This is a genomic window from Neisseria zoodegmatis, assembly GCF_900187305.1.
Lineage (GTDB): Bacteria > Pseudomonadota > Gammaproteobacteria > Burkholderiales > Neisseriaceae > Neisseria > Neisseria zoodegmatis.
The window spans coordinates 2,105,064-2,128,989 of the sequence record NZ_LT906434.1 but is presented as its reverse complement, the minus strand read 5'-3'; the positions used below and the strand labels follow the sequence as shown (position 1 = coordinate 2,128,989).

Below are 23,926 nucleotides of genomic sequence, written 5' to 3'. Positions count from 1 at the left end.
ATTCAAGGGTTGGCTATAACGAGGCCGTCTGAAAACATCTTTTCAGACGGCCTCTTGCTTGATTGAAATGCAATCTATCCAGCTTTGGCACACAAAGCCGTTTACAACCGGGTCACACTCAACACGCCTTTTACTTCGGAGAGGCTGGCCAATACGCGCGGTAAATCGTTGACTTGCCGCACTTCCAGCGTAAAGCGCATGCTGGCTTCCAAGTCGCGGCTTTGGGTTTGCACGGCGGTAACATTGAGTTTGTGGCGGGCGAAGGTGTCGGATACGTCGCGCAGCAGGCCGCCGCGGTCTTGTGCGCGGATTTCGACATCTACGGCAAACACTTGCCCTTCTTGGGTTTGCGCCCAGCTTGCGCTCAATACTTTGTCGGGGGCTTGTTCGGCAAGGTGTTGGAACGACGGGCAGTTGCGACGATGCACCGAAATGCCGCGCTCGCGGGTTACGAAGCCGACAATCTCATCGGGCGGGGCGGGTTTGCAGCATTTTGCCAGAGTGGTCATCAGGCCGTCTTCGCCGTCGATCAGCACGCCGTTTTTACCGCCTTTTTTGATTTTCGACTGTTTAACGATGGTGGTTTCGTTTAAGGGCGGGGGAGGCGGTTCGACCAATGTGCCGCAGGCTTTTTGTACTGCGCGCGGGGAAACTTCGCCTTGTCCGACGGCGGTGTATAAATCGTCGATCTTTTTGAAGCCGAGTTTTTCGGCCAAGTCTTGCAGATTGGGTTTGCAGGATACTTTGGCGAGCTGTTTTTCAAGCTGGTTGCGGCCGTTTTCGCGCACGGCATCGGCGTTTTGCTGGCGGATGAAGGCACGGATTTTGCTGATGGCTTTGTTGGATTTTACCCAGCCTTCGTACAGCCAGTTGACGGAAGGGTTGCCTTCTTTGGCGGTAATGATTTCCACGCGCTGGCCGTTTTCGAGCGGGGTGGAAAGCGGCACGATTTGGCCTTCTACTTTTGCGCCGCGGCAGCGGTCGCCGATGCTGCTGTGCAGGGCGTAGGCAAAGTCGATGGGGGTGGAGCCGGTGGGCAATGAAAGCACTTTGCCGTGCGGGGTCAGCACATAAATGGTGTCGTTAAACAGCTCGGTGCGGAAGGCGCCGGCCAAGTCTTCGCGGTCGTGGTCGGCCATGTTTTCGCGCCAGTCGAGCAGTTGGCGCAACCAAGCGATTTTTTGCTCGTAGGCGTTGTCGCCTTGGCCGCCTTCTTTATAACGCCAGTGGGCGGCAACGCCGAATTCGTTGAACTGGTGCATATCGAAGGTGCGTATCTGCACTTCGATGCCTTTGTCTTCGGGGCCGACAACCACGGTGTGCAGGCTTTTGTAGCCGTTGCTTTTGGGCTGGGCGATGTAGTCGTCGAACTCCCCCGGAATCGGCTGCCACAGGCTGTGTACAATCCCCAGCGTGGTATAGCATTCGGGAATGGTATCGACCAAAATGCGGACGGCGCGGATGTCGTACAAACCGTCGAAGCCGATTTTTTTCTTCGACATTTTGCGGTAAATCGAATAGATGTGTTTGGGGCGGCCGGCCACATCGTAGTGAATATTGTATTTGTCTAATTCCGTGCGCAGGTCTTGCAGGAAGTGCTCGATATATTCCAGCCGCTCGGTGCGTTTTTCATCGAGCAGGCGGGCGATTTCTTTGTATTGTTCGGGGTTTTGATGGCGGAAGCCCAAATCTTCGAGCTGCCATTTGAGCTGCCATACGCCCAAACGGTTGGCGAGCGGGGCGAAAATATCCAGCGTTTCTTTTGCCAACGCGCGTTTTTCTTCGCTGTCGGGCAGCACGCCGATAAACTGCATGGTGCGGGTGCGCAGGGCGAGTTTGATTAGCACGACGCGGATATCGCTGACCATCGCCAACAGCATTTTGCGCATGGTTTCGGCCTGCTGGGCGCGCTCTTCAGGCGTGGCAAGGCTGTCGACGCGGGCGAAATGGGTAAGTTTCTGTACTTCGTCTATGCCTTTGACCAGATTGGCGACGGTTGCATTGCATTTTTCGGCAACGGCTTCCTGCCAGTTGGGGCAATACGAGGATATTTCGGTGAGTATGGTGGCGGCCACGGCTTCGGGCAGCAAGTCCATGTCGGCAACCATTTGCGCCGCGCCTAAGAAATTGCTCATTAAGGGTTCGCCGTTGGAGGTTAGGCCGTCCACGGGATAATGTTCTTCCGCCAGTTTGCGGGCGTTGAGCAGCAGTTGGGCATCGCGTTCGTTGAGTGTGGCAACGTATTCGTTGAACCATTTATAGTAGTTGTTGAGATCCGGTGCGATGCTGCTGGGTGCCTGTACGATGTGTGTCATTGCTTTCCCCGATAAGTCCGATATGGAAGGACTATTGTATAGTTAAATTTGGTGAAAACCAATCGGCGGCAGTTAGAAAGCGGGCAAAAAACAGGCCGTCTGAAAGGTTTCAGGCGGCCTGTTGTTCTTTAATGTAGAATTACTTGGCTTCGGCGTTCCAGCGCTCGATAGATTCTTTAATCACGGCTTTGGCTTCGGCTACGTCGCCCCAGCTTTCCACTTTGGTGCAGCCCGGTTTTTTCAGGGCTTTGTAGTTGTTGAAGTGGAATTCGATTTGTTTGATCAGTTGCTGCGGCAGGTCTTGCAGGCTGTTGTAGGCGTTGCCGTTGCTGCGGTCGTCGGCGGGTACGCACACGATTTTGTCATCCACTTCGCCGTCGTCAACAAACTTCATCACGCCGATGATTTTGGCTTCCAAAAATACGCCGGTAGCCAAAGGTTGTTCGGTAATCAGCAATACGTCGAGTTCGTCGCCGTCTTCGTCGAGGGTTTGCGGAATAAAACCGTAGTTGGTGGGTTTGGCGAAAATGGCAGGCTCTACGCGGTCGAGTTGGAACGTGGCCAGTTTGCGGTTCCATTCGATTTTGTGGTTGCTGCCTGCGGGAATTTCGTTCACTACGTTGATGATGCCGCCGTCAACGTCGCCGGGGGTAAGAATCTGATTAAAATCAGCCATGATGAATCCTTGTTTCGAGGTGGTTTTTAAACGGGTGCGAGTATAACATAAGCTGCATTGAGAGGCCGTCTGAAAGTGAGTTTTGCGAACTTCGCTAAAACGTTTTCGCGAAGTTCGCAAAACTCACTTTCAGACGGCCTCGGTTATCTTGCAATCAAACGTGGAAGCTCTCGCCGCAACCGCATTCGTCTTTCACGTTCGGGTTTTGGAACTTGAAGCCTTCCTGCAAGCCTTCTTTGGTGTAATCCAGCTCTGTGCCGTCGAGATACACATGGCTTTTGGGGTCGACAAACACTTTCACGCCGTAGCCTTCAAACACCAAATCTTCGGGCTGGATATCGTCAACAAATTCCAAAGTGTAAGCCATGCCCGAACAGCCGCTGGTTTTCACGCCCAAGCGGATGCCTTCGCCTTTGCCGCGTTTGGTGAGAAAGTTTTGGATATGGTTGGCGGCTTTTTCGGTTAATGTAATCATCGTCTTATCCTTTACGCTTATGTGCGGGTATCTTGTCATTCCGTAGGGCGGGCATCCCTGCCCGCCGGCAAAATCAGATTTGCGGTAAAGATTGTCCGTTTCATCAAACGGCGGGCAGGGATGTCCGCCCTACGGTTTTTCAGACGGCCTTTATAAACTGTGAGGCCGTCTGAAAATCAGCTTTGCGTTTTAGCCCATTCTACCGCTGCAACAATAGCCGCTTTGGCTTGCGGGCTGTTTTTCCAGCAGGTCGAACCGGTTAACGCCGCGCCTTGCTGCAAAATATCGTCCACATCTGCCGCGGCGAGTTTGGCGGTGTCGTCTAAGCCCATTTGCTGCAAGCGTTGCAAAACGGTTTTGCCTACGCCTTTTTGTGCCAGCAGGGATTGCTGTTGTTCGGGAGTGAAGGGCATGGCGATCACCTTGTTTTCAAATGCGTTTGTGTGTTCAGACGGCCTATTTCAATTGGCTGTCTTTACTGCCGCGGCGGTTATAGGCCGTCTGAAAAGCCTGTTGTTTGTCGGCTTGTTCTTGGCAGGCAATACATAATTGCACACCACATAATTGCACACCCGGCAAGGCTTGGCGGCGGGCTTCGGGAATCGGTTCGCCGCACTCGACACATTCGCGAGCACTTTCACCCGCAGGAAGATGTTGCCGAACCAAAGCCAGCGCATCTTCCAGCGAGGCTTCGATTTGCTCTTGCTCCGCGCCGTCCGGCGCCCAGCCGCCCGCCATGTTGTTTCAGCCTTATTCCGCGCCGTGTTTCTTTTTGTAGTCGGAAACTGCGGCTTTAATCGCATCTTCCGCCAGAATCGAGCAGTGCACTTTTACCGGCGGCAATTCCAATTCTTCGGCGATTTCGCTGTTTTTAATTGCCAAGGCTTCGTCGAGGCTTTTGCCTTTTACCCATTCGGTAATCAGTGAAGAAGAGGCGATGGCGGAGCCGCAGCCGTAGGTTTTGAACTTGGCATCTTCAATCACGCCTTGGTCGTTCACTTTGATTTGCAGTTTCATCACGTCGCCGCAGGCAGGCGCGCCGACCATGCCGGTGCCGACCGATTCGTCGTTTTTGTCGAACGAGCCGACGTTGCGGGGGTTTTCGTAATGATCAATCACTTTATCGCTGTATGCCATGATGTGGGTTCCTTGTGTATATATTGGGTTATTCGGTTTATTTAAGGCCGTCTGAAAAAGAATTCAAGGAGGAGAGGGTATCAAGGGTAGCTCGGGGTGTTAAATATTTAGCAAGTTAGACTGTTAAGCTCAATATTTCAAAAAGCTTTTACGAGCTTGTTGAGTTTAACAACCGCACCTACACTTGCTATGGTTTACTAGGTAATAGATTCAGCTCTCCAGATTGCAACATTAATTTTAAAAATGGTTCTAAAATATGCGGATGAGTTGATAATGCTCGAATTACTTCAATGGGATCGGTTGCTTCTCCACGTTGTTGTTTTGAAAATAAATCAATCAATTCTGGAGATTGAAGTAATGACATCATAATTTGTAGCTCTAATGGTTCTTCTTTAGAGAATTCGGGAAATTTAAAAGAAGTTAATTTTGCAACTTCTAAGAAATGGTTATCTGGTCTACTATTATCTTTGTCAAGGCTGTCAAAGGTTTGCAAAAGCTTACTAGATAGATCTTTTAGCCCTTGCGTTGAATTTTCATATTCAATATATCTTAAAGATGCAATATCAAAAGGAACTTTTGCATCTTTATCTTTAATAATAATAGTTCCTGGCCTACATGCGTGTCGTAATCCAAGTTCATAAAATACATTGGGATTAGGATAGCTGACATCTGCAATGATGTAATCAGAATACATTATTCTTTGTACTATATCAGTTGTGATTGTTCCCATCGCTGAAACTTCATCTGCGCGTGTAACTTCAATATTGGGGCGTGCTTTTAAAATGGCTTCCTTAATTAAATTATCATACCTTGACTTTAGATCTTCAGCTGTAACGGCTTGTCCATTATGGTGCTGATCTCCTATTGCCATAACAACAAAACATGTTTTATTGGACATAATATTTAACCTTGTTTCTGTATTTTATTCGATAGTAATAAACAATATTTCAACTAGATTTTGATTTATGCGCTTAACTACGGTTTTTCAAACAGCATGTAGAGTAATTAATGCTCCGCCCACTCAACCGTATTCAAATCAATCCCTTCTTTAAACATTTCCCACAGCGGAGAAAGTTCGCGCAGTTTGCCGATTTTGGATTTAATCAGTTCGGCGGCGAAAGCCACTTCTTCTTCTGTGGTCATGCGGCCGAAGGTGATGCGCAGGGAAGAGTGTGCCAGTTCATCGTTGCGGCCTAAAGCGCGCAGAACGTAGCTGGGTTCCAGCGAGGCGGAGGTACAGGCGGAGCCACTGGATACGGCGAGTTCTTTTACGGCCATGATCAGGCTTTCACCTTCGACGAAGTTGAAGCTCACATTGAGGTTGGTGGCGACGCGGTGTTCCAAATCGCCGTTGATATACACTTCTTCGATGCCTTCGATGCCTTTGAGGAAGATTTCGCGCAGCTTGAGGGCGTGGGCGATGTCTTGTTCCAATTCTTCACGCGCCAAGCGGAAGGCTTCGCCCATGCCGACGATTTGGTGGGTGGGCAGGGTGCCGGAGCGGAAGCCGCGTTCGTGGCCGCCGCCGTGGATTTGGGCTTCGAGACGCACGCGGGGTTTGCGGCGTACATAGAGTGCGCCGATGCCTTTGGGGCCGTAAATTTTGTGGGCGGACATGGAGAGCAGGTCGACTTTGGCGGCTTCTACGTCCACAGGGGTTTTTCCGCAGGCTTGGGCGGCATCTACATGGAAGATGATTTTATTTTCGCGGCAGATTTCGCCGATGGCAGGAATGTCTTGAATCACGCCGATTTCGTTGTTGACCCACATCACGGAAATGAGAATGGTGTCGGGGCGGATGGCGGCTTTGAGTTCTTCCAAATCAATCAGGCCGTTTTCCTGCACGCCGAGGTAGGTTACTTCAAAGCCTTGGCGTTCGAGTTCGCGCATGGTATCCAAAACGGCTTTGTGCTCGGTTTTGACGGTGATCAGGTGTTTGCCTTTGGTTTTGTAGAAGTGCGCCGCGCCTTTGATGGCAAGGTTGTTCGATTCGGTAGCGCCGCTGGTAAACACGATTTCTTTGGAATCGGCGTTAATCAGTTTGGCAATTTCGAGGCGGGCATTTTCTACTGCTTCTTCCGCCGTCCAGCCGAAGCTGTGGCTGTTGGACGCGGGGTTGCCGAAAAGCTCGGTCAGGTAGGGAATCATTTTTTCGGCTACGCGCGGGTCAACGGGGGTGGTGGCGGCGTAATCAAGGTAAATCGGGGTTTTAACGGTCATGGTTCGGTCTCTTTCGTTTTTATATTTCGGTATTTAGTGGATGTGGGTGAAGGTAACGACTTTGCCGTTACTTTCGTTTTTTTGGTCGACAATGTTTTGCAGGGTAACGCTGCTTAGGTAGTCATGAATGGTTTTGTTCAGGCTTTCCCACAATTCGTGGGTTAAGCAGGCGGTGCCGTTGTTGCAGTTGGCTTTGCTGCTGCACTGCGTGGCATCGAGTTTATCTTCGGCTGCGGCGATAATTTGGGCAATGTTGATTTCTTTCGCCGGCGCAGCCAAGATGTAACCGCCGCCGGGGCCGCGCAGGCTTTCTACCAAACGGGCGCGGCGCAGTTTGCTGAACAGCTGCTCCAAATAGGATAGGGATATGTTTTGCCGCTCGCTGATGGCGCTGAGTTTGACTGCGCCGTTTTGCGCGTTCATCGCCAAATCAATCATAGCGGTAACGGCAAACCGGCCTTTGGTGGTTAATCGCATGATGTATTGTGGTTTGTGTTGTATTGGTATGGTGGGGGATTGTCTAATATCTGAGTGTTTTGGTCAAGTATGTTGCCGCTGGGATTGTTTGGGTTTATCGAAGCTATAAAATTTTTCAGACGGCCTGTAAAAGCGGCTTTTAGAACAAAAGAATGATGGAAAAGAGCATAAAAGCGTTTGCAATAAACAGGGGCTTGGTATAGATTGATAAGGATTATCAGATAGCCGTGTGGAGGCCGTCTGAAAAATGTTTGTTGCCAACTCTATTTTTGAAGGTGGATTCAGTATGAAACGCGATTTGAGCAAGATGACCTGTATCGAAGATTTGCGCCGTGTTGCGCAACGCAAAGTGCCGAAGATGTTTTACGATTATGCCGATTCCGGGTCGTGGACTGAAACGACTTATCGTGAAAATACTACTGATTTTCAAAAGATTAAATTCCGCCAGCGGGTGTTGGTAAACATGGAAGGCCGCAGCTTGGCAACGAAGATGATCGGCCATGATGTGAAAATGCCGGCAGCCATTGCGCCGACCGGTTTTACAGGCATGCAGCATGCCGACGGCGAAATTTTAGCAGCGCGTGCGGCGGAAAAATTCGGTATTCCGTTTTCTTTATCTACGATGTCTATCTGCTCGATTGAAGATGTGGCCGAAAATACCAGTGCGCCGTTTTGGTTTCAGCTTTATGTGATGCGCGACCGCGAGTTTATGGAAAACCTGATTAAGCGCGCTCAGGCGGCGAAGTGTTCGGCGCTGATTTTGACTGCAGACTTGCAGGTTTTGGGTCAACGTCACAAAGATATTAAAAACGGCCTGTCGGCGCCGCCCAAACCGACGCTGGCCAATTTGATTAACTTGGCGACCAAGCCTGAATGGTGCATGAAAATGCTGAACACCGAGCGCCGCACGTTCCGCAATATTGTCGGTCATGCGAAAAACGTGGGTGATTTGTCTTCATTGTCTTCTTGGACTTCAGAGCAGTTCGACCCGCGCTTGAGCTGGGACGACGTTGCCCGCATCAAAGATTTGTGGGGCGGCAAGCTGATTATCAAAGGCATTATGGAGCCGGAAGATGCCGAGCTGGCCGTGAAGAGCGGTGCGGACGCGATTGTGGTGTCGAACCACGGTGGCCGTCAGCTCGACGATACGATTTCCTCCATCAAAGCTTTGCCGGATGTAGTAAGCGCGGTGGGTAGCGATATCGAAGTATGGCTCGACAGCGGTATCCGCAGCGGTCAGGATATTCTCAAGGCTTGGGCATTAGGCGCGCGCGGCACAATGATAGGCCGTGCGTTTCTATACGGTTTGGGCGCATACGGTGAAGAAGGCGTTACCCGCGCACTTGAAATTCTCTATAAAGAAATGGATGTTTCTATGGCGTTTACCGGGCACCGCGATATTCACAATGTCACCAAAGATATTTTGGTTAAGGGTACTTATCCCGAAGCCAAATAAGCGGCAAGGTTCAAACAGGCCGTCTGAAAAGTTTTAACGAAGCCCACAAAGCTCGCTTTCAGACGGCCTGTTTATTTAAACATCTGATAAATATTGCTTTATTGTTTTTCTGTATTCTTTAAGTAGTAGATAGAATGAATAGTGTTCATCTAAATGTTTTAAAATAGGAAATTCTTGTTTTTTCTCATTTAATCTTAACTCATTTAATTTTAATTCGTTATTAATTTTAAAGTCATTACTAAAAAATTTTTCTATATAGCTATTTTTGCAGACCTCCATCATTTCTAATGATATATCGGGGTTTAAGTATTTTAAGTCAGCTGCTTGATTAAATGCTTCCTTATCCTCACATCTACGATAAACCCAAAATACAGATATTTTTTGTTTTGATGGAATAGAAAGAAGAAGCCAAATTTTCTTTAAAATATGAATCTTACATTCATTATTTCCTTCCCATGTTAACTGTTCAATATACTCTGGAGAGTAAATTAATAATTGCCCATCTTCTAATAAAAACCAAAATTTTTTATTGCCTAATGAATCTAATTCCAAAGGTTGAAATTGTTTTTTTAACGCTTTTTCAATATGTGGCAAAGATGTAGTTTGTATAATTTGAGCTTCATTAAATTTTTTCCAAGTTCCGTCAATATCAAAAATCTCAACTTCTTCTAAAGGTAATGTATCAGTAGAATGTGAATGTATTTCTTCATTTTGACCTGTTTCTTGTATCTGATAATATAGTCAAGCAGTGCTTCCAAGAATCTCATCTGTAAAGCCATCATCATTAATACGAGTATATTTTTTGAAAAAATTAGAATTTTCATTTACTCGTATATATAATTTAAGATTTTTTATTTCTCCATTTCTTTCCGTATTATGATTTTTTTCATTTTCTTTCATATGGTTTTCTGATTTCCAAAAACTTAAACTAAAAATTTGTTGATTTGGTTTCAATTTGTTGCTTAATTGGTGATATCCCTTGTGTGGGTATCTGCCAGGTGTCCATTTGGATGCACTAATTTTTCTTCTAATAATTGTCTGAATATCATCAAATCTATATATATAATTCATTTTTTTTCCTTTGTTTAAAGTTGACTGATTATAATTTTAATCAATTATAGAGTATTGTCAATATAAATTTAATGATTTTTTAGAAAAATTATATTTTTAAAAGATGTATTTAAAGTTTGAGAAAGTTTCATTTAGATATAACCTGTCTTATTGCCTGAAAAAAACAGACTGCATGAATTGTTGTTTTATGTTAAAGTCTGATTTTAACCACGCGGCAGTTTGAGCTGCCGGAAAAAAGGCTGTTTGAATTTAAAATCAGGTAATAAAAGCAGAAATGCTGTGTACGCACAGAGATTCTGCCCGATTTTAAGCTTAAACAGCCTTCATCATGTTTACGGAAAGAGTTTCATGCAGTCTTGGCAGTTACCCGAACACATTGCCGACATCTTGCCTTCTACCGCGCGCCAGCTTGAGAGTGCGCGGGAAAAGCTGTTGGCTTTATTCCGTGTACACGGATATGAATTGGTGCATCCGCCGCTGATGGAATACAGCCACTCTCTGCTTACCCGCATCGACGCGGGTTTGTCGCTGAAAACCATCCGCGTCGTCGATCAACTCAGCGGCAGGCAGCTCGGTATCCGTGCCGATATCACGCCGCAGGTGGCGCGTATCGATGCCCATCTTTTGTCGGCCAACAACGGTATTAACCGTTTGTGTTACGCAGGCTCGGTGCTGCATGCCCGTCCGGACGGTTTTTTGAACACCCGCGAACCTTTGCAGGTGGGCGCGGAACTCTACGGCTTTGCCGGAGTGGCTGCTGATATTGAATTGATTGATTTGATGCTGAAAAGCGTATCGGTTGCCGAGTTCGGCGAGATTCTGCTTTCGCTGGGGCATATCGGCGTGTTTCGTGCGCTGGCGGATGCGGCCGGTTTGAGTGAGCAGCAGTCGGAACAGCTGTTGGCCTTGATGCAAGATAAAGATGCCGCAGCCGTGCGCGCTCAGGTCGATGGCTGGCAGCTTGACGGAATGTGGGCCAAAGCCTTTGCCTTGCTGCCCACACTGTATGGCGGGCGGGAAGTATTGCAGGAAGCGCGTAACCGTTTGCCCGATTTGTTTGCGGTCGGCAAAGCATTAGACGAATTGCAGGCCGTTTGCGATGCTTTCCCCGGTCGGCAAATCCATATCGATTTGGCTGAACTACGGGTAGACAATTATCACACCGGTTTGCTGTATGCCGCATACGGCAGCGACTGCCACGATGCCGTTGCACGCGGCGGGCGTTACGATGGTTTGGGTCAATATTTCGGCCGCGCCCGTCCTGCCACGGGTTTCAGCTTTGATTTGCGGATGTTTATCGGGCGCTTGCCGCAGAGCGAGCAAACGCAGTTTGTCGCCGTAGAGCATCAGGATATGGCCGAGGCGGGTAGGGCGGTTGAGCAACTCCGCGCCGAAGGCTATTGCGTGGTGATCGATTACGGTGTTGAACACAATGGCACGAAGAATACGACGCGCCGTCTGAAAAAACAGGACGGCGAATGGAAAGTTATTGAAACAGAAATGGAACAGGTTTGAGTTATGGCTAAAAACGTAGTGGTTATCGGCGCACAATGGGGCGACGAAGGCAAAGGTAAAATCGTAGACTGGCTGGCCGAAGAAACTTCGGGCGTGGTGCGTTTTCAGGGCGGACACAATGCAGGTCATACCTTGGTTGTCGGCGGTAAAAAAACCATTCTGCGTCTGATTCCGAGCGGTATTTTGCACGAAAAACTGGAATGTTTTATCGGCTCGGGCGTAGTGGTCAGCCCCGAAGCCTTGCTGGGTGAAATTGACGAATTGAATGCGGCGGGCGTGAAAAACGTAGAAGGCCGTCTGAAAATCGCTCCTACCGCCACCTTGATTCTGCCTTACCACATCGCACTCGACCAAGCCCGCGAAGCCTCGCGCGGCAGCGGTAAAATCGGCACAACCGGCCGCGGTATCGGCCCCGCTTATGAAGACAAAGTCGCCCGCCGCGCCATCCGTATGGTTGACCTGTTCGACATCGAAAAACTGAAAACCAAACTGCAGGCCAATATCGAATACTACAATATTCAGTTGCAACACCTGCACCAAGCCGAGCCGGTAAAATTCGAAGACGTGCTGGCTGTGGTTGAAAAATTCTCAAGCCGAATCAAACCGATGATCAGCGATGTGTCGCGCACCTTGTATGAGAAAAACCAAAAAGGCGAAAAACTGCTGTTTGAAGGTGCGCAAGGCACTTTGCTGGATATCGACTACGGCACTTATCCGTTTGTTACCTCTTCCAACTGCTTGGCCGGAGCCGCTTCCGCCGGAGCCGGTGTGCCGCCGCAAATGTTGAATTATGTGTTGGGTATCGTGAAAGCCTACACCACCCGTGTCGGCTCAGGCCCGTTCCCCACTGAATTGTTTGATGACATCGGCGCAGGGTTGGCCGAGCGCGGTCATGAATTCGGCTCGGTAACCGGCCGTGCCCGCCGCTGCGGTTGGTTTGATGCCGCCGCCTTGAAGCGTTCCATTCAAGTAAACGGCATTTCCGGCATGTGTATCACCAAACTGGATGTGATGGACGGCATTGAAGAAATCAAAATCTGTACCGGCTACCAACTGCCCGACGGCAGCAAAACCGACATCCTGCCTTTCGGTGCAGATGCCGTAGCGGGTTGTACGCCGATTTACGAAACCATGCCGGGTTGGACGGAATCTACTTTCGGCGTGAAAGAGTTCGACAAATTGCCCGCCAATGCCAAAGCGTATTTGAAACGCATCGAAGAAGTGTGCGGCGCGCCGGTAGCGATTGTTTCCACAGGCCCCGACCGTGAAGAAACCATCGTATTGCAGCATCCGTTTGCTTGATTGAAGGTTGGTATCTTGGAGGCCGTCTGAAAATTTCAGACGGCCTTTGTGTATAATGACTTCGTTTTAACTTTCGCGACGGATATATCATGCAAACAGAAGTGGAATTGAAAATCTTAAACCCCAAAATGGCCGAGCAGTTGCCGGCGTATGCAACCCCCGGTTCTGCCGGCTTGGATTTGCGTGCTTGCATTGATGAGGCGGTGGAGTTGCAACCCGGCGAAACCTTTTTGGTGCCGACAGGTTTGGCGATTCACTTAAGCAATCCTGCTTATGCTGCTATGCTGCTGCCGCGTTCGGGCTTAGGCCACAAGCACGGCATCGTGTTGGGTAATCTGGTGGGTTTGATTGATTCGGATTATCAGGGTGAGCTGAAAGTGTCGGTGTGGAACCGTGGTAAGGAAGCGTTTACCATTCAGCCGTTCGAACGAATTGCCCAAATGGTTATCGTGCCGGTGATTCAGGCTTCGTTTAAAGTGGTGGATGAATTTGCCGCCAGCGAGCGCGGAGAAGGCGGTTTCGGCAGCACGGGTAAGGCGTAATACATTCTGATTTGTCTCAAGCATTCTAAATAAAAAGGCCGTCTGAATTTTTTCAGACGGCCTTTGCTACATCAAACAAATGCTTTATTCTTTAGGTAAACGGATTACCGAAATGATGAATCCACCCCAAATAATAGCCAGCGTTATCACAAGCATCATGATGGCGGTGCTGCTCATTCTTTCTCTCCTTGGTTGTTATCAGGATTAAAAGGCTCTTCTTTTCTCCACGGCATCAACGACAACACGATGGCCAATACGATAAGCGCCAGCGACATACCCCAGCCGAACACGTTTAAGAACCAATCCGGGTAGCCTTCGTAGTTTTTCTCCAGCAATGCAGAGGTGTCTTTAAACAGCATGTAACCCAAGATGATGATGGTTACGCCGATGCAGGCATACCAAATCGGGCCGACTTTGAACGATGAAACGGAGTTGATATGGTCGCGCAAAACCGGCAGATTTTTGCTGACGGCAATCGCCAATACATACAGGAACCCGGCGGCAACGATACCGTAGGTGTTCACGAATTTGTCCATCACATCCAATACCGGCAAGCCTGTGGTGGTGCCGAAGAGGAGGGTGGAAATTACCATCATGGGTACGCATACGGCAAACGTAGCGGTTACGCGGCCGAGTTTCATCTTATCTTGCACGGCGGCGATGATCACTTCTACGATGGAAATCATAGAGGTAATACCGGCGAATACCAGCGAGCTGAAGAACAACACGCCGATCAAAGAGCCGAAAGGCGCTTGGTTGATGATGGTGGGGAAAGCGATGAAGGCCAAACCGATGCCGGAAGAAGCCACTTCGCTCACTTCTTTACCGTTGGCGGCAGCCATGAAGCCCAATGCGGCAAATACGCCGATACCGGCCAATACTTCAAAACTACTGTTGGCAAAGCCTACCACCAAGCCGGTGCCGGTGAGGTCGGATTTTTTCTTCAGGTAAGAAGAGTAAGTAATCATAATGCCGAAGCAGATAGACAGCGAGAAGAAGATCTGACCGTATGCCGCTACCCATACGCTCGGCTCGGAAAGTTTAGACCAATCCGGCGTAAAGAGCGCGTTTAAACCTTTTTCTGCGCCCGGCAAAGTGAGCGAAATGCCGACCATGATTAAGAACATCACGATCAACAAAGGCATGAAGAAGCTGGAAGAGCGTGCCACGCCTTTTTGTACGCCCAAAGCCAAAATCAGCAGGGTGAAAACCCACACGCCTACCAAGGGGCCGGCTACTTTGGCAACGAAATCCAAGCCCAAAGACACACCGTCGGCCATTTGCAGATAGTCTTTAAAGAAGAATGCCTGCGGGTCTGCGCCCCATGCACCGATTAGCGAGTAATAGGTATAGCTGGCTGCCCAGCCGATGATGACGGCGTAGTAGATACAGATGATGACGTTGGTCAGCACGTTCCACCAGCCGAAAGGTTCGAAGGCTTTATTGACGCGGCGGAAAGCCAAAGGTGCGGAACCGCGGTTGCGGTGGCCTAAGGCGTAGTCTAAAAACAGCAGGGGAATACCCGCAGTCAGCAAGGCGACCAAGTAGGGGATGATGAACGCGCCGCCGCCGTTTTCATAAGTAACATAAGGGAAACGCCAGATGTTGCCCAAACCTACCGCCGAACCGATGGCGGCAAACATAAATGCCCGTCGGCTCGAGAAGGTTTCGCGCTTGGATTGATTTGAATCAGACACAATCGTACCTCGTGAAGAATAAAATGTGTTTTACTGCCGGATGGTTTGACGGGCATTTGCCTGTTCCGGCGCACGGCTGCTTGATTCGGCTTTTAAAAAGAAATCGGCTGTGAAACGACTTTTGTTTAAAAAACGTATCGAAGCAGGTTATTTGCAGTCAATAAAATATCAACATGTACGGTATCATACTGATTTATGTAAAGTTGTGCGAGAAAAATTTAAAGCGGCGGTGTGTTTTTCAAATAAACCGGCAAGCATGATGCGAATAGAAGTTTTTTTCGACCGTTTGGCAGTTGTGTGCCGGCTGCATTGTGCGGGCCGTCTGAAAATCAAGTATCCGCTTTCGGAATAAAAAATGGGCGGGTATCCGTTTCTTTATCAGACGCATATATCGGCAGGGCAGCGATTCACTATATAATAAGCCTTTTTGTTAAGAACCCTTATCATGAAACACATACACATTATCGGCATTGGCGGCACTTTTATGGGTGGCGTGGCGGCGATAGCCAAAGAGGCAGGATTTAAAGTAACCGGCTGCGATGCCAAGATGTATCCGCCGATGAGCACCCAGCTTAAAGCACTCGGCATTGATGTGCATGAAGGTTTCGATGCCGCCCAGTTGGATACGTTTCAAGCGGATGTGTATGTGATCGGTAATGTGGCCAAGCGCGGCATGGATGTGATAGAGGCGGTATTAAACCGAGGGCTGCCTTATATCTCCGGCCCGCAATGGCTGGCTGAAAACGTATTGCACCATCATTGGGTGCTGGCCGTGGCGGGAACGCACGGTAAAACCACCACGGCTTCCATGCTGGCTTGGGTGTTGGAATACGCAGGCTTGGCGCCCGGTTTCCTGATTGGCGGCGTACCTCAAAATTTCAGCGTGTCCGCCCGTTTGCCGCAAGCGCCCGAGCAGGATCCGCACAGCAAATCGCCTTTTTTTGTGGTGGAGGCTGATGAATACGATACGGCGTTTTTCGACAAGCGTTCCAAGTTTATACACTACCGCCCGCGCACTTGTATTCTGAACAATCTGGAGTTTGATCACGCCGATATTTTTGCCGATTTGGTCGCCATTCAAACCCAGTTCCATCATTTAGTGCGTACCGTGCCGTCTGAAGGCTTGATTGCATGTAACGGTACGGAACAAAGTTTGCGCGATACCTTAGCGAAAGGCTGTTGGACACCGGTGGAGTTTTTTGGTGGCGAAAACAACTGGCAAATCGGAGAGGTTGATTCAGACGGCTCGTTTGATGTGTTGTTTGAAGGTAAAAAAGCAGGCCGTGTCGCTTGGCAAATCATAGGCGAACACAACCGCATGAATGCTTTGGCCGTTATTGCGGCGGCACGCCACGCCGGCGTGGACATTCAGACGGCCTGTGAAGCACTAAGCCAATTTAAAAATGTGAAACGGCGCATGGAAACCAAAGGCGTGGTGAACGGCGTAACCGTCTATGATGATTTTGCCCACCACCCCACCGCGATTGCCACAACCGTTGCCGGTTTGCGCCAAAAGGTAGGCAGCGGGCGCATCTTGGCCGTGTTGGAGCCGCGTTCGAACACCATGAAGCTTGGCACGATGAAAGACGCTTTGCCAGAAAGTCTGAAAGAAGCGGATCATGTATTCTGCTACGCCGGCGGGCTGGATTGGGATGTGGCCGAAGCACTTGCTCCGTTGGGAAACAAATTGTATGTAAACCGTGATTTCGACGCTTTCATGGCGGAGATTATCCACCACGCGCAAAGTGGTGATCACATCTTGGTGATGAGCAACGGCGGTTTCGGCGGTATTCACGACAAATTGCTGTCGGCATTGGCCAAATAATTTTCGGGAACCTTTCCTCCATCGTTTTAAATTGCGTGTATTGGTTTCTCATTTAAACGCATTAACATATCAGGCCGTCTGAATTTTCAGACGGCCTGAATCTATTAATTAATAGGTATGTTTGAGCATCTTGATGTTTGAAGGAATCAGCAAGCCGAAAAATAGTGTGTAAGCGGTCAAAAAGCCAAAAAAAAGGGGTGGCAGACCGCCACACCCAAACACACACACATCAAGAGGAAAGAGATGAAAAAAAATTAGTTTCCGGATTTATCAGCTTGCTTTTTAACCCAGAAGAATAAAACAGTTGCAATTACGATAACAAACACAATCGTCAGTAAAGACATGATGCCTACCGGCGATTCAAATAATTCGTTGAGTAGTTCCATAATGTGTTCCCAGTAATATTCGTTATTAGATTTAAGGCACATTATAGATAAAAATCATTATCGGTATTTGATGCAGGTCAACCTTCTATGAAGTTACTGCGTTTCAAAAATTAAAGTGTTCGGTATGAGTGCGGAAACATAGCCAATCGGCCAAGTGAGTGAAAAACAATAGCTTTATTCAATCCATTTGCAAGTGTTAAGAATGTCTGCATAGGGAAGTTTGTGCTTGGATAGATAAAATATTTATCATTAAAATAATTACTTACGTTGATTTCTTTCCGCCTGTGTGCAATCCGAACCGCCTGAGTGATAATCAGCTTGCAGTTATGTCATTCGATTTATCCTTCCTGTCGTATAGATGAAAAGTGAATGTAAAACTTCAAAAAGGAGGGAATCATGCGTATTACTGTTTTTGTAGTGGCGGCTGCCTTGCTGGGCGGTATCTACTATGTTCAGGAAAGCCCCCAAATCAAGCAGAAGATTAAACACACGTTCAGCCGTGAAAATCTGCTGGAAGTGAAATTTAAAGATCCTGAAAAACAAAAAGAATATGAAGAAAACAAATCTTCATTGTTTTATCCGGATTCCAAATCATAACAATAAGGCCGTCTGAAAATATTCAGACGGCCTTATTGTTTGGATGGCGAAAAAGTTTCGCCCAAGCTGCTTGTTTGTTCTCTTAAGTTTTAGGCAAAGTCACGCCGGTTTGGCCCATGTATTTGCCGTTGCGGTCTTTATAGGAAGTTTCGCACACTTCATCGCTCTCAAAAAACAAAACTTGAGCCACACCTTCTCCGGCGTAGATTTTGGCCGGAAGAGGGGTAGTATTGGAAAATTCCAACGTAACATAGCCTTCCCATTCAGGCTCGAAAGGCGTTACGTTCACGATGATGCCGCAGCGGGCGTAGGTGGATTTGCCCAAGCATACGGTCAACACATTTCTCGGGATGCGGAAATATTCAACCGTGCGCGCCAAGGCAAAAGAATTGGGTGGGATAATGCAGAAATCGTCTTCAACGGTAACGAAGTTTCGGGGGTCGAAGTTTTTGGGATCGACTATCGTGCTGTTGATGTTGGTAAAAATTTTAAATTCATTGGCGCAACGGATATCGTAGCCGTAGCTTGAGGTGCCGTAGGAAATGATTTTTTTACCGTCGATTTCTTTAATCTGATTCGGCTCAAACGGCTCAATCATCCCGTGTTGTTCGCTCATACGGCGTATCCATTTGTCCGATTTAATGCTCATGTTTTTCCTTTTGATTGGCTGGTGTTTTCAATAGCTCGTGATGGGGCAGGGCAAGGTTTGGCCGTTGCTCAGATGGTGGGATTGTACCAGGTTCACCGCTACATAATGAATGGGATTTATTTTCGTGCCGGGTTTGCTTGGCTGTACGATTTTCAGACGGCATTGATAAAACATTTCGTCATACCCGGTAAAGGCCGAGGTATGACGAAAATTTGCTGACTGAAAGTTTCAGCAAGTTAGCCGAATCATTGGCTTGGTTTATTCACCCAGCTTGGTAATATCTGCCACGGCGTTCATCAAATCTGCCAGTTGTTTCAACAGATTCAGGCGGTTTTGTTTTACGGCGGCATCGTCGGCCATTACCATCACATTGTCGAAGAAGGCATCCACTTGCGGCTTCACCGAAGCCAAGGCGGATAAGGCCGTCTGAAAATCTTGGGCGGCCAATGCGGCTTCGATTTTCGGTTGCAGGGCTTGTGCGGCGGTGAACAGGGCTTTCTCTTCGTCTTGCTGCAACAGGCTTTCGTTTACCGCGCCCAATTCGGCATCGGCCTTTTTGAGCAGGTTTTGCACGCGCTTGTTGGCGGCGGCAAGGGCGGCGGCTTCGGGCAGTTGTTTGAACGCGGCCACGGCTTGCAGTTTGGCAGCGAGATCGTTCAGGCGGCTGGGTTGTTTGGCCAATACGGCGGCGACGATGTCTTGCGGATGGTCGTTTTGCAGCAGCACGGCCAAACGCGCCTGCATGAATTCGGCGACTTCGGCAACGGTGTTGTCGGCGAGTTTGCCTTGCGGGAAGCTGTTGTAGGCCGTCTGAAGCAGGTCGTTGATGTCCAAATCGTGCTGCATCAACATGCGTAAGATGCCCAGTGCGGAACGGCGCAGGGCGTAGGGGTCTTTGTCGCCGGTGGGAATCAGGCCGATACCCCAAATGCCGACGAGGGTCTCCAGTTTGTCGGCCAGCGCCACGGCGGTGGCGGTTGTGCTTTGCGGCAAGTCGTCGCCGGCGAAACGGGGTTGGTAATGCGCTTCGATGGCTTGTGCGATTTCTTCGCTTTCGCCGTCCAAGCGGGCGTAGTATTTGCCCATAGTGCCTTGCAGTTCGGGGAATTCGCCGACCATTTCGGTAACGAGGTCGGCTTTGGCCAAGCGGGCGGCGCGTTCGGTAACGGCAACGTCGGCCCCCAATGCTTTGGCGATGTGGCCGCTGATGCTCATCAGGCGGCTGATGCGCTCGGCTTGGTTGCCCAGTTTGTTGTGGTACACCACGTTTTCCAGTTTGGGCAAGCGGCTTTCCAAAGTGGCTTTTTGGTCTTGCTTGTAGAAGAATTCGGCATCGGCGAGACGGGCGCGCAATACGCGTTCGTTGCCGTGGATGATGTGGCTCGGGTCTTCGGCTTGAAGGTTGGAAACCAGCAGGAAGCGGTTCATCAGCTTGCCGTTTTGATCGAGCAGCGGGAAGTATTTTTGGTTTTGCTGCATGGTGAGAATCAGGCATTCCTGCGGCACGGCGAGGAAGTGTTCTTCAAACTGCGCTTCCAATACCACCGGCCATTCCACCAGTGCGGTGACTTCGTCGAGCAGGGCTTCGTCGGCGGCAACGGTGGCATTCAGACGGCCTGCTTGTTCGTTTAAGGCCGTCTGAATGGCGGCTTTGCGTTCGGCAAACGAAGGAATCACTTTGCCTTCATGGCGCATTTTTTCGGCATAGCTGTCGGCATTCGGGAATACGATGTCGCCGCTGCTCAAGAAGCGGTGGCCGAGGGTGTGGTTACGGCTGTCCAAACCCAATACCGAAGCCGGTACGGTGTCTGCGCCGTGCACGACCACCAAACCGTGTACCGGACGCACAAAGGTATGTGTGCTGCTGCCCCAGCGCATCACTTTGGGAATCGGCAGCTTTTTCACGGCTTGCGCCAAAATATCGCTGATCAAGGCCGCCAAAGGCTGGCCTTCTTGGGTAAATTCGTAGGCATACACATCTTGTTTGCCGTCGTTGTCGATTTTCAGACTGGCAATATCAGTGCCGCAAGAGCGGGCGAAGCCTTCCAGTGCTTTGGTGGGCATGCCGTCTTTCATACCCGCGGCAACGCTCGGGCCTTTTTTCACCACCAAACGGTCGGCTTGTGCAGCTTTAACGTTTTTCACTTGCGCGGCCAAGCGGCGGGGCGAAGCGTAGGCGGTGTATTCGGCTGTGCCTTCAATTAATTGTTCTTTTTCCAAGCCTTCGACGATAGAAGCGGCAAGGCTGTTGCCCAAGTTGTTGAGGGCTTTGGGGGGTAGCTCTTCGGTGAGGAGTTCGATTAACAGGGTTTGGGTCATCTTGATTTGGTACTTTCTTTATATAAAGTGCATTTCAGATTGTTTGAAATAGCTTTCTAAATGTAATTTTCTGCATTGTTGTCATTAAATCCAAAAGCAATTTAATTAACCAGCAGTTTCATTAATGGCGACCGTTTCAATAGTAAGCTGTCCACATTGTTGTCGATTTAAATTGCGGTTGCTGTGAACCTGAAGCACGTTAGGATTGCTGTGTTCCCATTGAATATAGTCGCCAATTTCCAACGGGCATGTAGTATTGATTTCGGTTATTTCACCATATAGACCAATCAAAGTATGATTATTTAAGTGTAAATCAAAATAGGCATTTGATAGTTCAAATAGATTAGTGCTTATGGTTTTGTCATCATTAATAACCCATAAATCATGATATCCCTTGGGAAGCTGTTTGTTTATCCAACGTCTTTGAGAAATATAGCTGTTTTTCGGAATTCGGATGTGAATGTGGTTCATAGAGTCAGTAATACGTTGACCGGCAGAGAAGCAGCTTGTTACGCGATAAGCTGGTCCGTTTCCAGCTGCATCATAATCATGGTAGTCCGAATTATTTTCATCATCGTTGGAATGTAAGAGCCTCCATTCTACTTTTTCTTTGCAATAAAAGCCTTGGATGTTATGGGGTTTATCTAATACGGTTTCGAGAGAGTCTCCCCATGTAATACGGGTGACTTTATATGATTCCGGAAAATTATCTTGCTGAGTATGTAAATAACGGCGCATTGAGGTAATAGATAGACCTCTCCATAGCACGGGTTTTTTGAAATTAGCTTTCTCAAAATATTCAGGCTTCAACCATTTTTCATCGATTAAGTAGCTGTTGGGCAGTTCCAGTTGCGTACCAACTGGTAAAGTAAGATCCCCAATGGTAGTAGCTTTTTTCAGTACGGTTTTGTATTTGGCTTCTTCAACGGCGCTCGTTATCAAGTCGTTTACATACATATAAATTAGTGGTGAAGCTACAGTTAATAAAAGAACTGCTGCCAATAAGCTCCATAACCCATTTTTTTTCAGGTTAGCGCGTACACGGCTTGATATTGTCAGCAGTACTATCCATACCAATAAAACTAGTATGGCAAAGTGACATACAAGTAATATCAACACCACTAAAGGATGAAACGTGAATGGTATCATGGGAAAAGTGCCGCACTGTTAATGCCGCAAGAAGCCTAGCTAAAACTTACGCTGTTTTATCCTTAATCAACGGAAAACCCAATTTCTCGCGGCTCTCCACAAACTTTTGTGCCACAATCCGGCTCAAAGCGCGGATGCGGCCGATGTAGGTGGCGCGTTCGGTTACGGAAATGGCACCGCGGGCATCGAGCAGGTTAAAAGTGTGGCCAGCTTTGAGTACCATTTCGTAGGCGGGCAGTGCCAGCGAGGTGTCTTCCACTTCGAGCAAACGCTTGGCTTCGACTTCGAAGTTGTTGAAGTTTTGCAGCAGGAGTTCGACGTTGGCGTATTCAAAATTGTAGGTGGATTGTTCCACTTCGTTTTGGTGGTAAACGTCGCCGTAAGTGATGGTTTGGCCGTCGGGAGTTTTGGACCAAACCAAGTCATATACGTTTTCCACGCCTTGCAGATACATGGCGAGACGTTCGATGCCGTAGGTGATTTCTCCTAAAACGGGTGTGCAGTCGATGCCGCCGACTTGTTGGAAATAGGTAAATTGGGTCACTTCCATGCCGTTGAGCCATACTTCCCAGCCCAAACCCCAAGCGCCGAGGGTGGGGTTTTCCCAGTCGTCTTCGACAAAGCGGATATCGTGAACTTGAGGGTCGATGCCGAGTTCGCGCAGTGAATCAAGGTATTGTTCTTGAATGTCGGCCGGGGCGGGTTTTAAGGCCACCTGAAATTGGTAATAGTGTTGCAGGCGGTTGGGGTTGTCGCCGTAGCGGCCGTCTTTGGGGCGGCGGCTGGGTTGTACGTAAGCGGCATACCACGGCTCGGGGCCTAATGCGCGCAGGCAGGTGGCGGGGTGGCTGGTGCCGGCGCCGACTTCCATATCGAAGGGTTGTAAAACGGTGCAGCCACGTTCGGCCCAGAAATTTTGTAGTTTGAAGATGATTTGTTGGAAGGTCAGCATGGTGGACTTCTTATAATTGTGTGGAAATATAAAAGTGTGCATTTTACTGTTTCGGGGGGATTTTGGGTAGGCTTGGATGGCTTTGTTGCGGACATGCCGGTGGCGGTGTGATGATGGGGTATGGAAGTGATTTTATATTTATTTTGGGTAAAAAGTTCTGATAATTCTGTGTGTTAAATTTTATTTTGTGTAGCGTGAGTGGTTTCTTGGGGCGGTTTTTTGAGTATAATTCGTCCGTATTTCATCTACTCAAAGGAAAATAAAAATGTCAGATAACAATGATCACAAAGAACAGCGCATTGGTTTGTGGATTGCAGGCGGTGCTTCTGCTTTGGCGGTGTTGTCTATTCTTTTTTATGCCGTTTGGGGTTGGGAGAACGGCAAAATAGAGGGATCTCCGGGTTATGGCGTGGCGGCTTCGGAGGCGGTTGTCGCCAAAGATGCGGTTGCGGTTTCTGATGCAGTTCAGACGGCCTCTGCTGTTGATGTTGCGCCTGTGGCAGCGGTTTCCGAGCCTGCTGAGTCGGCTTCGGCTGTGCCGCAAGTTTCGGCGGCGGAACAGATTTTGACTGCTTCCGATACGGCTTCGGCGGTGCCGGACGGTGCAAGTGCCGTGGTGGAAAACGGTGTGGTGAAATTCTATTTTGCTACGGGCAAGGCTGATTTGGCGGCCAATGCCGAGGAGGCTTTGAAAGATGTGCTGGCCGGTGCGAAAGAGGGCAAGAAGGCCGTGATTTCGGGCTTCCATGATGTGACCGGCAACAAAAAGCTGAATGAAGAGCTGTCGAAAAAACGTGCGTTTGCGGTGCGTGATGCTCTGCTGCATTTGGGCGTACCCGAAGCGCAAATCGAATTGCGCAAGCCTGAAAATGCGACCGGCAGCGGTAACAATGCCGAAGCCCGCCGCGTGGAAGTGGTATTGGAATAATATAGGCTGATAAATGTTTATGTTGCAGCATGAATAGGCAAAGCCCGGAATATATTTCCGGGCTTTGTTGTTTTCAGACGGCCTGAGACCTTTGCAAAACCCCCATCTGCGGCGCATTTCTGCGTTGTGCGCTGCCCGCTCGTTTGCTTATCTGTATGATATGTCTGCACTCGCTGTGCTGCTACGCCTTGAACTGCATCGACATCTGGGAGTTTTGCAAAGGTCTCGCCCTGATTGA

Annotated in this window: 27 protein-coding genes; 9 read left to right on the top strand and 18 right to left on the bottom strand. The window is 48.9% G+C overall.

Going from position 1 to position 23,926, the window contains the following annotated elements; all coding sequences use genetic code 11:
• Positions 1 to 101: 101 nt before the first annotated feature.
• From CKV66_RS10020 to iscR, 9 genes are all read right to left on the bottom strand, one after another.
• Entirely contained in the window at positions 102 to 2,315 is a 2,214-nt protein-coding gene (locus CKV66_RS10020; RefSeq protein WP_085362856.1) for a RelA/SpoT family protein, read from the bottom strand.
• Between the two features lie 139 nt (positions 2,316 to 2,454).
• Positions 2,455 to 2,991 (bottom strand): inorganic diphosphatase, encoded by a 537-nt coding sequence (locus tag CKV66_RS10015; RefSeq protein WP_085362857.1) that lies wholly within the window; start codon positions 2,989 to 2,991, stop codon positions 2,455 to 2,457.
• Between the two features lie 154 nt (positions 2,992 to 3,145).
• Entirely contained in the window at positions 3,146 to 3,466 is a 321-nt protein-coding gene (gene iscA / locus CKV66_RS10010; protein ID WP_054600303.1) for an iron-sulfur cluster assembly protein IscA, read from the bottom strand.
• A 176-nt stretch (positions 3,467 to 3,642) separates the two neighbouring features.
• Positions 3,643 to 3,879 carry a recombinase RecA gene (locus tag CKV66_RS10005; RefSeq protein WP_085362858.1) on the bottom strand — a complete coding sequence of 79 codons (237 nt, stop codon included), beginning with the start codon at positions 3,877 to 3,879 and terminating at the stop codon, positions 3,643 to 3,645.
• Between the two features lie 43 nt (positions 3,880 to 3,922).
• Positions 3,923 to 4,204 carry a DksA/TraR family C4-type zinc finger protein gene (locus CKV66_RS10000; RefSeq protein ID WP_085362859.1) on the bottom strand — a complete coding sequence of 94 codons (282 nt, stop codon included), beginning with the start codon at positions 4,202 to 4,204 and terminating at the stop codon, positions 3,923 to 3,925.
• Between the two features lie 12 nt (positions 4,205 to 4,216).
• Entirely contained in the window at positions 4,217 to 4,603 is a 387-nt protein-coding gene (gene iscU, locus CKV66_RS09995) for a Fe-S cluster assembly scaffold IscU (protein WP_085362860.1), read from the bottom strand.
• A 187-nt stretch (positions 4,604 to 4,790) separates the two neighbouring features.
• On the bottom strand, positions 4,791 to 5,501 hold the full coding sequence (locus tag CKV66_RS09990; protein ID WP_231990485.1) for a hypothetical protein: 711 nt from the start codon (positions 5,499 to 5,501) through the stop codon (positions 4,791 to 4,793).
• 107 nt (positions 5,502 to 5,608) lie between these two features.
• Positions 5,609 to 6,823: an IscS subfamily cysteine desulfurase gene (locus CKV66_RS09985; protein WP_085362861.1), complete on the bottom strand. Its 1,215-nt coding sequence runs from the start codon at positions 6,821 to 6,823 to the stop codon at positions 5,609 to 5,611.
• A gap of 33 nt (positions 6,824 to 6,856) precedes the next feature.
• Complete coding sequence (gene iscR / locus CKV66_RS09980; protein WP_054600297.1) at positions 6,857 to 7,300, bottom strand: Fe-S cluster assembly transcriptional regulator IscR; 444 nt, start codon at positions 7,298 to 7,300, stop codon at positions 6,857 to 6,859.
• Between the two features lie 286 nt (positions 7,301 to 7,586).
• On the opposite strand from iscR, the gene CKV66_RS09975 reads away from it, so the two are divergent.
• On the top strand, positions 7,587 to 8,756 hold the full coding sequence (locus CKV66_RS09975; protein ID WP_085362917.1) for an alpha-hydroxy acid oxidase: 1,170 nt from the start codon (positions 7,587 to 7,589) through the stop codon (positions 8,754 to 8,756).
• Between the two features lie 75 nt (positions 8,757 to 8,831).
• Here CKV66_RS09975 and CKV66_RS09970 read toward each other — a convergent pair whose 3' ends face one another.
• Together CKV66_RS09970 and CKV66_RS09965 are read right to left on the bottom strand one after the other, a co-directional pair.
• Positions 8,832 to 9,350 (bottom strand): hypothetical protein, encoded by a 519-nt coding sequence (locus tag CKV66_RS09970; protein ID WP_095197878.1) that lies wholly within the window; start codon positions 9,348 to 9,350, stop codon positions 8,832 to 8,834.
• 147 nt (positions 9,351 to 9,497) lie between these two features.
• Positions 9,498 to 9,827: a hypothetical protein gene (locus CKV66_RS09965; protein ID WP_085362863.1), complete on the bottom strand. Its 330-nt coding sequence runs from the start codon at positions 9,825 to 9,827 to the stop codon at positions 9,498 to 9,500.
• A 348-nt stretch (positions 9,828 to 10,175) separates the two neighbouring features.
• Between CKV66_RS09965 and CKV66_RS09960 the strand changes: the two genes are divergently transcribed.
• From CKV66_RS09960 to dut, 3 genes are all read left to right on the top strand, one after another.
• Positions 10,176 to 11,342: an ATP phosphoribosyltransferase regulatory subunit gene (locus tag CKV66_RS09960; RefSeq protein WP_085362864.1), complete on the top strand. Its 1,167-nt coding sequence runs from the start codon at positions 10,176 to 10,178 to the stop codon at positions 11,340 to 11,342.
• Positions 11,343 to 11,345: 3 nt separating this feature from the next.
• Positions 11,346 to 12,644: an adenylosuccinate synthase gene (locus tag CKV66_RS09955; protein ID WP_085362865.1), complete on the top strand. Its 1,299-nt coding sequence runs from the start codon at positions 11,346 to 11,348 to the stop codon at positions 12,642 to 12,644.
• A gap of 89 nt (positions 12,645 to 12,733) precedes the next feature.
• Positions 12,734 to 13,186, top strand: a complete 453-nt coding sequence (gene dut, locus CKV66_RS09950) for a dUTP diphosphatase (RefSeq protein ID WP_085362866.1) — start codon at positions 12,734 to 12,736, stop codon at positions 13,184 to 13,186.
• A gap of 84 nt (positions 13,187 to 13,270) precedes the next feature.
• On the opposite strand, the gene CKV66_RS09945 is transcribed toward dut, so the two are convergent.
• Positions 13,271 to 13,363, bottom strand: coding sequence for a methionine/alanine import family NSS transporter small subunit (locus CKV66_RS09945; RefSeq protein ID WP_085362867.1), 93 nt, complete (start codon positions 13,361 to 13,363; stop codon positions 13,271 to 13,273).
• On the bottom strand, positions 13,360 to 14,883 hold the full coding sequence (locus CKV66_RS09940) for a sodium-dependent transporter (protein ID WP_085362868.1): 1,524 nt from the start codon (positions 14,881 to 14,883) through the stop codon (positions 13,360 to 13,362). The genes CKV66_RS09945 and CKV66_RS09940 overlap by 4 nt, the downstream gene beginning before the upstream one ends.
• A gap of 109 nt (positions 14,884 to 14,992) precedes the next feature.
• Between CKV66_RS09940 and CKV66_RS09935 the strand changes: the two genes are divergently transcribed.
• The gene (locus CKV66_RS09935; RefSeq protein ID WP_085362869.1) at positions 14,993 to 15,235 is read left to right on the top strand and encodes a hypothetical protein; all 243 of its coding nucleotides are present in this window, start codon (positions 14,993 to 14,995) and stop codon (positions 15,233 to 15,235) included.
• 93 nt (positions 15,236 to 15,328) lie between these two features.
• Positions 15,329 to 16,708: a UDP-N-acetylmuramate:L-alanyl-gamma-D-glutamyl-meso-diaminopimelate ligase gene (gene mpl, locus CKV66_RS09930; RefSeq protein ID WP_085362870.1), complete on the top strand. Its 1,380-nt coding sequence runs from the start codon at positions 15,329 to 15,331 to the stop codon at positions 16,706 to 16,708.
• A gap of 254 nt (positions 16,709 to 16,962) precedes the next feature.
• Here the strand turns inward: mpl and CKV66_RS09925 are convergent, their stop codons facing one another.
• Entirely contained in the window at positions 16,963 to 17,094 is a 132-nt protein-coding gene (locus CKV66_RS09925) for a DUF3149 domain-containing protein (protein WP_085362918.1), read from the bottom strand.
• Between the two features lie 396 nt (positions 17,095 to 17,490).
• On the opposite strand from CKV66_RS09925, the gene CKV66_RS09920 reads away from it, so the two are divergent.
• Positions 17,491 to 17,691, top strand: a complete 201-nt coding sequence (locus CKV66_RS09920; RefSeq protein ID WP_085362871.1) for a hypothetical protein — start codon at positions 17,491 to 17,493, stop codon at positions 17,689 to 17,691.
• Positions 17,692 to 17,773: 82 nt separating this feature from the next.
• Here the strand turns inward: CKV66_RS09920 and dcd are convergent, their stop codons facing one another.
• The 4 genes from dcd to glyQ form a co-directional block, all read right to left on the bottom strand.
• Entirely contained in the window at positions 17,774 to 18,340 is a 567-nt protein-coding gene (dcd, locus tag CKV66_RS09915) for a dCTP deaminase (RefSeq protein WP_085362872.1), read from the bottom strand.
• 258 nt (positions 18,341 to 18,598) lie between these two features.
• Complete coding sequence (glyS, locus tag CKV66_RS09910; RefSeq protein ID WP_085362873.1) at positions 18,599 to 20,659, bottom strand: glycine--tRNA ligase subunit beta; 2,061 nt, start codon at positions 20,657 to 20,659, stop codon at positions 18,599 to 18,601.
• A 105-nt stretch (positions 20,660 to 20,764) separates the two neighbouring features.
• Positions 20,765 to 21,808, bottom strand: a complete 1,044-nt coding sequence (locus CKV66_RS09905) for a hypothetical protein (RefSeq protein ID WP_085362874.1) — start codon at positions 21,806 to 21,808, stop codon at positions 20,765 to 20,767.
• Between the two features lie 46 nt (positions 21,809 to 21,854).
• The gene (gene glyQ / locus CKV66_RS09900; RefSeq protein ID WP_085362875.1) at positions 21,855 to 22,760 is read right to left on the bottom strand and encodes a glycine--tRNA ligase subunit alpha; all 906 of its coding nucleotides are present in this window, start codon (positions 22,758 to 22,760) and stop codon (positions 21,855 to 21,857) included.
• A 265-nt stretch (positions 22,761 to 23,025) separates the two neighbouring features.
• On the opposite strand from glyQ, the gene CKV66_RS09895 reads away from it, so the two are divergent.
• Together CKV66_RS09895 and CKV66_RS12665 are read left to right on the top strand one after the other, a co-directional pair.
• Positions 23,026 to 23,688, top strand: coding sequence for an OmpA family protein (locus tag CKV66_RS09895; protein WP_085362876.1), 663 nt, complete (start codon positions 23,026 to 23,028; stop codon positions 23,686 to 23,688).
• A gap of 91 nt (positions 23,689 to 23,779) precedes the next feature.
• Entirely contained in the window at positions 23,780 to 23,926 is a 147-nt protein-coding gene (locus CKV66_RS12665) for a lipoprotein signal peptidase (RefSeq protein WP_085362877.1), read from the top strand.